Here is a 6,284-nt window from a genome sequence, read left to right as displayed (position 1 = left end):
TATCGCTTTTCCGATACGCTCCAGGATCACAAGACCGCAGGCCCAAATCCAGCCATGTTCAGGTACGAGTGCCAGTGCAGGAATCGCCAGAGCCTGTATTACATAGCCTGTGATAACAAATGTCCAGTATTTCTTCGTTTTATCTGCTATAAATCCGGATATGAGCCTTAGTGAATACCCGCACAATTCTCCTATACCGGACACAAATCCGATGGTTGCAGCGGATGCCCCTGCGAGGTTCAGATATTCGCCCAATATGCTTCTGGCGCCTTCATGAGTCATGTCCGAAAACAGACTTACGATTCCCATCAGGGTTATAAATATTATGGCGCCAGACAAAGCCCTTTTTTTATCCATGTTCTACTCCACTAATCCCGATTTGTCATCGTCTATAAAACTGGAATATAATATGCATTCATTCTAACATAACGCTTGACGAAATTCACGGAATTATATATAGTCAAAACGAGCTGAACAATGGATATTTAACCACCATTCAGCTCGTAATTATCTTAGGATATCTCATTTACAGAAAAACTTTCACACACTCTCATAGAATTCCTCTGTATTAAGACCTATACTAAGCATCATCAAGTAAAGTGTAAAATCGTATATTCTCGGGATATCATCACTTCCCAATATATTTTCTCTTATAGAACCTGTTTTGGCAATAAGACATAAATACTGATATTGTTTATCAATATACTGGGTATTGTTATTAGGGTGTGCATAACTAAAATGCTGTGTTGGTGTTAATGCAATTAAGTTTTCCAAAAAATCTGCAATATCCGGAAACTCACTTGCAGGAAATATATGATGAATCTGCGTTGCTAAATCATTAATATGTCTTTCGTCATAAACCTCTGTTTTTCCTGAACGATATAAATCATTAAACTTTCTCAGATTTCGTTTCGCACGATTAATTCTATATGTTGTCATGTAATCATCTGCGGGCTTAGGTGATGTGATTTCATAATCAACTCTTGTCATTTCCTTTGGCTTTTCCGACAAAATATCACGCCAATTTCTTTGGTTATACATCAGCATATCCTGAGTAATGATATCCTTAGAAATACGCCCTCTTTCTGTGCCACATTTCTTGTATTTACAAGCAAGAGGGTTTAATACTTTTGTAAAAATTCTTCCGCACTCAGTTGCCCCGTTAATTGGAGTATTGTGAATAATAAACTTAGTATATCCGTCTTTTAAATCCTTGAAACTATTCTTATCTTGAAGTCTGAAAAAGTATTCAAACAGGTGATAAACTCCACTATCTCGTAATACTTTTTCGATATAAAGACATAAGAAATTATATGCATTTCTTTCTCTAAAGCTGATATATATTTCTCTAAGGCATTCTTCTTTTAATCTGTTAAAGACCTTCAATATTGTCCTTTTTCTGTCCCCTGTTTCCAAGTGTTTCTCTGAGGCTTGCTATTAGCGCCAGCTTGTCGGCATTCTGTTTTAATGTCTTATTCTTCTCAGAAGTAAACTTTTCTATACTTGCAAGAATTCGCTTCTGATTAAAAGAAAGTCCGCCGGCATGCATCTCAGAAATCCTGTTCCTGGTAGCAAGGATCCGTGCCTCCATTGTCTCTTTTTCCAAATTCATCTTTGTTTCTATGGAGGTCACTTCTGCACGTATTTTCTCGCTCACGGCACTCTGGGCTGCAGTTATCTTCTCATAATTCTGCTGTGCCTGTACATTAAACTCCTCATGCATGGATTCAACATCTTTAAGAAGGGCGGAAAGACTTGCCTCCGTAAGGGCAAAATCTGCCCCGAAAAGCATAGCCAGCAGAATTGCAAATATTTCATAGATCACAGGATTTACAATCTCATGAAGCCCGTTTATGGACGGAATCAGGAACTTTACCACAAGAATTCCCGCAAGCCCAAAGGCTATGCTGACCGGTACGCATATCCTGCCCTGAATGTTTAGGGGCATTTTGCTGTAATCCCACCATCTTGCGTGGAATCTTTTCTCAAGCACCCACGATGTTCCAAACTCCGCGACTGCACTGCCAATATAGCATACGATAAATACTGCCCATACGGGAAATGAAGGATCAGACAGCCCAGGTATCAGGGTAAACACTATAGATGCTATGACAACGCAGCTCCCATATATAGGGCATACCGGGCCAAACAGAAATCCCCTGTCTGCCCACTTCTTTTCTTTGGCAGTACAATATATGGATTCCCAGATCCATCCAAGAAAACTATAGAAAATGAATTCAACAAAATACCAGGATATTAGCATATGGTCTCTCCATCCTCACTCAATTGTTCCGAAAACTTGCTTTTCATCTATGCATTGCAAGCTCCAGGCTATCCATATACTGACACATGGAGTGATTGAAATTGACATATGCAACAGTCTTAAATTCATCTGTTGCCTGTGCTACTGTAGCAACAACTGCACTCGTCTGATTATATAAAGTGATCATTACCGGTACATTCAATATCTTTGACAAACCTCTAAAGCAGATGGATCCTGCTTCGGGAAGTACTTCTATATCCTCTTTTTTTGTTACTGTAACTGGTTTATCATCAACAAGTACTTCAAATTGATCATAAAACTCCGATGCGAAGGCTACACTTTTTGTAAGCTGCTCCCAGGTCACCCTGTATGTCAGCTCCCAATTAGACTGTGTCCATCCGTTTGCGTCTGATATACTTAGCAAATGCATTTTTGTTTCTCCTCGTTGCCCTTTTCTTCCATAAATTTAAGCCAATACTTGCAAACATAAGAAAGTGGATTAACCCAGATTCAGGCTGTAAATATTCGTTCTTTACACTCTTATACAATTATAACGTATTTAGGTTCCTTTTTTTCATAATTATTGGCATTACCACCTTCTCTTAACATAGGAGGAATTGTTTTATGCCAAAAAGAAAAAAGTTTGATATACATGACCTATATCCCAAAGATTATCACTTTGACTGGGATGCATTCGAAAAGAATCCTGAAGGATATAAGTTCACAGAAGCTGATATCGCCTACTCTAATGCGATGGATCTGGAACGGTTTGAAGAAGAGGTTCAGATGACTCCTTACGAAAAGCGGGCTGTCCGCAGATGGGTAATGGATGGTCACAGCCCTTATGAGAATCCCGGCTCTAAATATCTCTGTATGACAGGGTCGGAACCCTATGATTTCCTTACTGTTTACCGCATGGACAAGGAGCTGGAACAGGACATGAAGGGAATGAATAAGACCCAGAAAATAGCCTATCTAAAGGAATTCATGGGATGGACTGATGAGGATAAACCGGATGAAATTCCTGAAGAATCATCCGACTGGCTTCCCTTTGATCCTGATGATGAGAATCCTTTCGGTCTGATCTAAGTAATATGGCTGCCAAGGAACAGCGTAATGGAAAATATATGTCGCAGACCATGAAAAAATCTGCATCTTTTAAATATCAACACTAAATAGTCGTAATTACATACATTCGTGATACAAAAGGGTCTCGTTAACTTTTTCAGCGAAGTCGCGAAACCTCTATTAAGTTTGCGCATCTTTAGTAGTGACATTGTCGAAAAAGCGCACATATCTGCATGATCCGATTTTTGTATAGTGCATAAAAAGAGACCTTATAGACGGTATTTCGTAATATACCATCAAAAAGGTCTCGTTAAGTTATTCAATCAAGCTGGTGTTCACTGCTATTTCACTGGCTTGTCGGTTTAAGCTAAACCTGTAAAATATTTAAAGATAGCAGTGTAAAAAGTCAAAAGTTCGGCTTTTTACACTTTTTTATTTAAAAATTTAAAGCAAGAAATTGTAAAAAGCCGAACCTTTTAAGATAAATCTGTAAAAAGCCGAACTATGAATTAAGTACAACACTATAGACATTATGAAAAGTATAAATTGCGAAAATCCTTATCTATTCTTCTATTTTCGCCAGTATACAAATATATCATCACTATTTCTAGTTGTACATGCATAATACTCCGGTATTACTAATTCTTTCCAGCCATTTTCTACGCTTACTCCATGTGGGCGTGATGCCAACCTCTTATACTGTTTCCATAATATTTTAAACATATCATCAATGATATAAAGGCGGATTAAAAGTATAGTTGTATCCCCCATACAATATCCACTGTTAGCATCGGGCGATAACCGCCAAATGCAAATTTGGCTTTAAGCACCTACAGCACCAATCAAAATTGAATTTGAACAGCTGGAAGCAGCAAAAAGGATAGGAAGCATGCTACAATTACGGAATATTCCTGAGAATTGTTCCTTGATTTTCATTAAGTAATATTGTTTTCATCCCCCCTCAACAATAGTGTATCCATTCCCGGACAGCTTAACAATGATAACTCTGGTTTCATCAGGTTCCAGAACCTCTACATCAAAGCTGTCATCGGAAGTCCAAATGACATTATAATCAATGCAAAAATCAACAGAAGTTTCTTCGATCTGTATTGCTTTCTTGCTCACGTGCTGTCCCGGTGCGGGGAAACCCTTCCTGCCCTTTGGATAATCAATATAGATGTAGTTACAGTACTCATCTCCGCCGATCGAGTAATTCACGGCCTCAACCTGGCAATCGCCTTTGGGCGAAGGATAAACGTCCAATATTATGGCATCTTCTTTAATTACAACGAACAGAATGCCAGCAAAAAGCACACAGCCTAAAATAGCTATAGCTGCGATGATTCCCAAAATAATCTTGATAATTATTGATGACTTTTTCATACCTTCCTCCTAAATTACTCGACTATCTCTTTCAATTTAAATACTGTGCCCTTCACACAAACCAAATTCCCCATCAATCAAACTCACAGATATATCCAATATACCCCTTAAAAGACGGATAATACCTGATCACATCCCCCGGAATGTCATTGATGTAGAATTTATCATCAGCTTTTTTGTAAATATACTCAGCGTAGTTCTCATCGATCTTGGTTCCATTGTCCAAAGTTTCATGGTAGCTGGGCTGTCCTTTAAGCCAATGCTTCCTGTAGCAGTGACTTTGGCAGTAGCTGACTGTGAGGTTCGGATCTATCCAGTGCCACCAAAAGCTGGCCCCGGTATTCGTGGCACCGATGTAAAAGCTGACATTCTGCAAATTCTGAGCCCTTATGAGATTATCAACCTTTTCAAATTCCTCGTCACTTGTCATGGAAACAAGGTAGCCGCCTTTCTCCTCACACTTCTTTGCAGCCTCTTCCCAGGTGCAATCCTCAACGAAAAGCTCATATCGATGATCTGCGGAAGCCAGCTTCCCTGTTGAAAGGAATGCCCTGACATCATCTATTTGAAGGTAGTTCTCAGGCTCTTTTGCACTATTCTTGTCGTAAACGGCAGCAACCCTCTCACCATAGGTCTTCTCATCAACCTCTTCCTCATCGATGTAATACTTGCGGATCATGCTGTCTACGTATTCTTCCTCATCCTTCGGATCCTCCAGCTCACTGTACTCCGTCCAGTCTGCGGACAAAGCGCATTTCCAGATTCCGTCCTCAAGAGAATAAACATAGTCATAGTAGTAACCCATATGACCATCTGAGTTGCATAAAAGCCCGCTTTTTTCAATGTACGTAAAATAAAGTCTGGCGGTCTGGAGCACATTTACGGTTCCATCATGATATGCGAGAATTTGGCAGCCGCCCACCTCAACACTGGTGTCTACTACAAGTTCCGGAATATCGTCATCATCAACGTAGATGAATGAGTAGAACATATCATTGTAGCCTTCAGGCGTTTTTTTATCGAGATAATCAAGATAGCCCTCATTCCAGGATGAGTAACCTGTTCCGAAAATATCACCGGTGTAGGAGTCGGTGGATTCTTCGGATTGCTCAGAATTCTCAGAGGATTTCTGCGAGTTTTCAGTGTCTTTCTTTAAGCCACCCGCGCCGTCATCATTACCAGAATTCTTAGAATCTTTTCCTGATGTAACTTGGGCATCGTCTCCCTGTCCGGAATCAGTCTTACTACGGTCTCCCTGCTCGGTAATAGTCTTAGAACTGCCTTCCTGACCGGTAGCAGTTTCACTACCACCATCAACTTCTCCATCCTCTGCCACGGCCCCGGCTTCCTCAGTGCTCTCTTCGCTTCCCTCACTTTCACCAGCTCCTTCATCCACAATAACCTCCCCTGAAGAACCCGGCGTATAAGTACATCCCCCAAGCAATGTTGCCGCGGACATAACAATCGCTATAATCTTGTATTTCTTCATTTAAAGCCTCCAACCAAAACTTCAAAAATAACATTTAAGCCAGTATGCTTTCTTACTGTATTACTATTCTACTTACTGTAT

The 6,284-nt window shown here is 40.0% G+C and carries 7 protein-coding genes; 1 reads left to right on the top strand and 6 read right to left on the bottom strand.

From position 1 onward, the window contains the following. From G602_RS0108750 to G602_RS0108735, 4 genes are all read right to left on the bottom strand, one after another. Positions 1-357, bottom strand: a 357-nt coding sequence (locus tag G602_RS0108750; protein WP_026658672.1) for an MFS transporter, incomplete at its 3' end; no start/stop codon positions are given. Between the two features lie 183 nt (positions 358-540). Beyond that, positions 541-1,386 carry a hypothetical protein gene (locus G602_RS25880; RefSeq protein WP_196808625.1) on the bottom strand — a complete coding sequence of 282 codons (846 nt, stop codon included), beginning with the start codon at positions 1,384-1,386 and terminating at the stop codon, positions 541-543. After that, positions 1,373-2,263 carry a putative ABC transporter permease gene (locus G602_RS25875; protein ID WP_081675919.1) on the bottom strand — a complete coding sequence of 297 codons (891 nt, stop codon included), beginning with the start codon at positions 2,261-2,263 and terminating at the stop codon, positions 1,373-1,375. Before G602_RS25875 ends, G602_RS25880 begins: the two co-directional genes overlap by 14 nt. A 43-nt stretch (positions 2,264-2,306) precedes the next feature. Next, complete coding sequence (locus tag G602_RS0108735) at positions 2,307-2,693, bottom strand: hypothetical protein (RefSeq protein ID WP_026658671.1); 387 nt, start codon at positions 2,691-2,693, stop codon at positions 2,307-2,309. A 194-nt stretch (positions 2,694-2,887) separates the two neighbouring features. Here G602_RS0108735 and G602_RS0108730 point away from each other — a divergent pair, with 194 nt between their 5' ends. Next, positions 2,888-3,352 carry a hypothetical protein gene (locus G602_RS0108730; protein ID WP_026658670.1) on the top strand — a complete coding sequence of 155 codons (465 nt, stop codon included), beginning with the start codon at positions 2,888-2,890 and terminating at the stop codon, positions 3,350-3,352. A gap of 930 nt (positions 3,353-4,282) precedes the next feature. Here the strand turns inward: G602_RS0108730 and G602_RS0108720 are convergent. Then, a complete protein-coding gene (locus tag G602_RS0108720; protein WP_026658668.1) occupies positions 4,283-4,714 on the bottom strand; it encodes a hypothetical protein in 432 nt (143 codons plus the stop codon). A 73-nt stretch (positions 4,715-4,787) separates the two neighbouring features. After that, positions 4,788-6,203, bottom strand: coding sequence for a C-type lectin domain-containing protein (locus G602_RS28815; protein WP_026658667.1), 1,416 nt, complete (start codon positions 6,201-6,203; stop codon positions 4,788-4,790). Positions 6,204-6,284: the final 81 nt, after the last annotated feature.

The organism is Butyrivibrio sp. AC2005 (assembly GCF_000424145.1).
Lineage (GTDB): Bacteria > Bacillota > Clostridia > Lachnospirales > Lachnospiraceae > Butyrivibrio.
Note: the sequence above shows the minus strand (reverse complement) of the source record. Positions and strands in the feature narration are given on the sequence as shown.